The sequence below is a fragment of the Methanothrix sp. genome (assembly GCA_029907715.1).
Taxonomy (GTDB): Archaea; Halobacteriota; Methanosarcinia; order Methanotrichales; family Methanotrichaceae; genus Methanothrix_B.
Map to the genome: position 1 here is coordinate 1 of JARYLI010000032.1, position 4,979 is coordinate 4,979.

A 4,979-nucleotide genomic window follows, 5' to 3' on the forward strand; every position below is an offset into this window, starting at 1 on the left:
ACAGCGAGCATTGCGAGGAAGACCTGACGTGGTGATGCCAGCTTCTCCACGATCGTGTCTCATAATCTGCGAGTGATGCGATACATATAGCATCTTCGAACGCGCGTTCGATCCAGTAGCGGCAGCATGACATTTTGGCAAGTCATTCGATTTCAGTATAGTTATAGATACAAAAAGATCTCGCCTCCTCAAATCAAACCTCAATTGCCGTCTGCCCCCTTTCTAAAGTAGAAGGCAATATAAATTAAAAATATTTTTATTTTAACGTTACCGGTAGATAGTAGAGAACAACAGTAAATGGTGGAAAATGACTCATCACGAGAAGAAGGAAGAGGAGAAGGATGAGGGCGCCAAGGTTGAGCCTGTAAAGCCTGGCGAGAAGCGTGGCGGCAAGAAGAAGGGGCTCCTCGACACGTGCGTATTAGCAGAACCCTACCCCCTCGAGGGTAGGGGCTGATTTTGTTTCTGTGAGTTCTCATCCCGTGGATGAGGGGGTTTGTCTATCAGCCTGTCAAGGGCTTCAGGGATCCGGGTTTTCTGCGATTTTTGTGGCTGCTTTGAACCAGCTGCAGGATTGTCTCTCCCGCTGCTGTCCGGTTATTTACGGCATATTATATAGGATAAATCATATCATTATCAATATCAAATTACACAAAATATATTATTGCTCCGTTATGCAGATGCAAGCTGATAGGAAGGGTAATAACTGAGCAGCTCGATCTGAGGAAGGAATGTATGCCAGAGTTGGGTGCATCTCCAGGAGGAGTGCGGGAAGAGAAGCGTATGAGCGATTCTGTACAGGAGATTTCCATAATCATGATTGTATTCTGGTTTTGAGATCCACAGCAGACAACCATCGTCGCTTCACATCACATAATCAATGGAAGATCTGCAGATCATGAGCGAATACAGGCTTCTCGCGCAGCGGATAGGTCTGATAGGCCTCGCGAATGTGCTGGTGAACCTCAGCGGCATATTTCTCCTTCCAATTCTGACAAAGAGCCTGCCGGTCGAGGATTACGGCATCTGGGCGCAGGTTAATGTCACGATCAGCCTCGCCTCAGTCGTAATCTGCCTGGGGCTCTCTGCCTCCATGGTCAGATTCATGGCCGCGGCGAGCAGCAGGGAGGAGATTCAGGAGTGCATCTACTCGATACTCGCAGTGGTGATGCTGACCGGCATATCCGCGATGCTTCTCATCTTCTGCCTCGCTGAGCCCATTGCCAGAGCCCTCTTCAACGGGAATGTGGCGGTGACAAGGGCGCTGTCGGTGATCGTTTTTGTGGAGGCGATGAACGTGCTGCTGTTCGATTTTTATCGAGCTCTGCAGCGAATGAAGCTTTATGCGCTATTCAGTACCTCTGTTGTTTATCTTACCATAATATTGGCGTACTGGTTTGTTTCATCGGGTAAGGGTATCCATGGCGCTGTTCAGGGGCTGGCGATTGCGAAGCTGATTATTCTTATAATCATGTTTAGTGTGTTGGTAAGACACATTGGTCTTCGTATACCTGATTTCAGGCATCTAAAAGAATACCTGTCTTTTGGGTTGCCCATTGTCCCGGCTTCCATCTCCGGCTGGGTTATAAACTCAAGCGATCGATATGTTATAGGTATGCTTCTTGGCACAGCATGGGTGGGCTACTACAGTCCCGGATACCTGCTGGGCAGTTTGGTCTCAATATTCATAGGCCCGCTCAATACCGTGCTGCCTGTGGCCCTCTACAGATACTACGATCGTGGTGATGTGGAATCTGTTGAAACCATAATGAGCCTGACGATAAAATACTTCCTTGCTGTGGCGATACCTTCTGTGTTTGGTTTGACTTTTCTGTCAAAGCCAATGCTGATTATGCTCTCCACGCCAGATATAGCAGAGAAGAGTTATCTCATAACGCCGATTGTAGCTTTCGGATCTCTCTTAATGGGTATTGCAAATGTTCTGGCCAGCGTAATATATTTAGTTAAGAAAACGACAATTACTATGAAGATACATTTGATTACAGCGATACTAAATTTAGTCATTACACTTATACTAGTAAATTTGGTTGGTATAACAGGCGCTGCTATTGCGACACTCTTGACTTTCGTATTTATTTTAATGGCTGTAAACTATATCACGTGGCAGTTTGTGCAAATTAAAATAAGATATGGATTTATATTAAAATGCCTTATAGCATCTAGTGTAATGTCCGTTTTCTTAGTTATTTGGCCACCAAAGGATCCTCGTGAATTGCTGGGAGTGACGATAATTTCTGCCTGTATATATTTGCTAGTTCTTTGGCTGGTGGAAGGCATAAAAAAAGAAGAAGTGATTTTTATCGGAGCAATGTTTAAATCCGCAGGAAAGCAACCTAAACTTTAAGGTAACCAATTCTTTTACGTTAAAGTAAGTATTTATTATAGTGTTTACGTACTAATGGCATCATGATATATATCCAGAAAACTTTTTCCTATATGTAGAGGGTTGAATATGCTTTTTGCATAGCGAATTATTTTTTTTGAGTCATATTTTATATAATTGTCCAACATATAATTAATTGCTTTTACAAGTGCGTCATTGTCTCTAGGTTCTATCAATATTCCGCAGTCTTCATTTACAAATTCATTCGGGCCACCACACTTGGTTGCGATTACTGGCTTTCCGCACATAAGCGCTTCAGCTGTAACAACTGAAAATGTCTCAAAATTACTATTGATTACAAAAAAATCACATTTGTTTAAAAATTCTTGTATTTTATTATTGCTTACCATCCCCTCAAAGAAAATTACTTCATCCAATAAATTATAATTTTTTGCAAGCGTTTCCAGTGAACCCCGGTCCGGACCATCACCAACAATATGTAGCTCAAAGTCCTTTCGTTTTGTATATAATTTTCTACACGCTTCAATTATTCCGGATACATTTTTTATGTCATCATTTAATAAAGATATATGCAATATATATTTCTTAGTGTGATTATTATTTAAATTGTTATTGGTTTCTACTATTTCGACAATATTTGGTATTATAAAATATTTATTTTTAATACCACATGCTATCATAGCGTTCTTTAAGCTATTGCTTACTGTAGTAATAGCAGCGGCATTTTTACCTATAAGTTTTATAAGTATTTTTCCAAAGAATGATCTTTTGTTGAACGTCCCATCAACATACCCTACCCAGTGTTCTGTTATAATATAAGGTATTCTATATTTTAATTTTAAATATAATGCAATTAATCCAGAGTAAAGTATAACATTACAATGTACCAGATCTGGTTTGCCAAAAAGTTTATATATTATATTATATCCAATTAATGAAAAATGCATGAATCCCAAATATTGGGCTATTTGACATCTTAAATAATATATGAATTTGTTCTTAGAATATTTGACTTGTTTGTAAAGTATTACTTCCAAGATATTATTTATTTTAGATATCTCTATATCGTTTTTTATATTTCCTATATGAGTGTATAGGACTGCAACATCACAGTATTTTGAAATTGCGAGAGCATATTTTTTTATAAATATGCCACTAATAGGATGTTCTTTATTTGGATACCAGCTGGCTATAATGAGAACCTTCAATCTCCTTCTTGGCAATAAACCTGATTTGCAACCAATCAGCTTCGAATCGTAACTATGCGCAGAGCAAATGCATTCAAGATCCATACCATCTTCAAGATCCAAGTTCATTTTTATCAAGTGATTAAGCATCCTCTACTTGCTTTAAAATGTTTCTGCTTGGACTTGTTGTATTGAATAACTCTTCAAAACCCCGCAGGTGATCGTTCTGTCCACACCTTTCTCTCATTTTAATGTGCCATCATATTATAAAAATCTAATTTTAGAATGCCCTCTTGCATCATATTCTCCGTTCGCTCTTATATGTTTGGCAACTTGCTGGACCTGTGGACTGCGCCCCTTGTAGTAGACAGGTAGTTAAGCAATGGTATTTAAAGCAACCTCCATCTCGAACTGATCTGGAGATCGGTAGTCAAGGGCAGAATGCAGTCGCTTCTTGTTGTACACTTTTTCGATAAAATGCCAAATGTTCTTGAGGGCATCTTCAAACGTCTCGTATTCATTCAGATATACCTCCTCTACCGTCAGAGTTTTGATAAAGCTCTCTGCAAACGCATTATCGTATGGATTGCCTTTCCTGGACATGCTGATCAGAATGTTATGTCTCCTTAAACAGTCGACATAATCTTTTGATGCATACTGTACACCCTGATCAGAATGGTGGATGAGTCCGGTTAGGTCTTCCGACCACCGATCTCGCAAGGCCTTGGCCAATGCATTCATTGCCATCTGGCTTCCCAAGCTCCTGCCCAGATCCCAGCCGATGCACTTTCTGCTGTAGAGGTCCAGGATCACCGCGAGATATATGTGCTCATGCTGCAGCTGGACATAGGTAATATCCGAAGCCCAAACCTGATTCAAGCCCGTGATCTTGGTACTCTTCAAAAGGTTTGGATATACTGGCAGGCCATGAGCGGAATCGGTAGTCACCGGCTTGAACTTCTTCTTGAATCACAGCAGGTTATCCTGTCGCATCAGCTTCAGCACGCGTTTGTGGTTGACCGAGTAACCACGATTATGGAGTTCTGCGGTTATCCTCCTGTAACCGTAGCCAGGAAATTCCAGCGCAATCTCCTGAATCCGGTTCTTCAGATCCATATATTCGCTATTCTCAGGCGCGTCCATCTTCGGCTCTCGCAGCCATTTGTAGTAACCGCTGCGGCTCACTTCGAGCGCCTGACAGGATTGGGATATCGATAGCTGAAGGCCATCTGAAAGAGCAGTTTGCATAGTCATATATCCTGCATTTCGCATTAACGGTGATTTTCCAAACAATTTCCTGGGATGGGGCGTGTGGCAAACGTTTTAAGCTGCACCAAGGGTTTTGTTCTGAGGAGCAGCTTAGATGGAGACAGACACGCGATCGCTGGATCATTTGGGGATAGTTGCGGCGGTTTTCGACCGGCTTG

At 41.5% G+C, this 4,979-nt stretch carries 3 protein-coding genes and 1 pseudogene; 2 read left to right on the plus strand and 2 right to left on the minus strand.

What is annotated here, in order from left to right; all coding sequences use genetic code 11:
- The first annotated feature begins 307 nt into the window (after positions 1-307).
- Complete coding sequence (locus QHG98_09650) at positions 308-457, plus strand: hypothetical protein (protein ID MDH7597978.1); 150 nt, start codon at positions 308-310, stop codon at positions 455-457.
- Between the two features lie 441 nt (positions 458-898).
- Positions 899-2,365 (plus strand): flippase, encoded by a 1,467-nt coding sequence (locus tag QHG98_09655; protein ID MDH7597979.1) that lies wholly within the window; start codon positions 899-901, stop codon positions 2,363-2,365.
- A 44-nt stretch (positions 2,366-2,409) separates the two neighbouring features.
- On the opposite strand, the gene QHG98_09660 is transcribed toward QHG98_09655, so the two are convergent.
- Together QHG98_09660 and QHG98_09665 are read right to left on the minus strand one after the other, a co-directional pair.
- Positions 2,410-3,681, minus strand: a complete 1,272-nt coding sequence (locus tag QHG98_09660) for a glycosyltransferase (GenBank protein ID MDH7597980.1) — start codon at positions 3,679-3,681, stop codon at positions 2,410-2,412.
- Positions 3,682-3,927: 246 nt separating this feature from the next.
- Positions 3,928-4,809: pseudogene (locus QHG98_09665) on the minus strand (IS3 family transposase).
- Positions 4,810-4,979 lie beyond the last annotated feature (170 nt).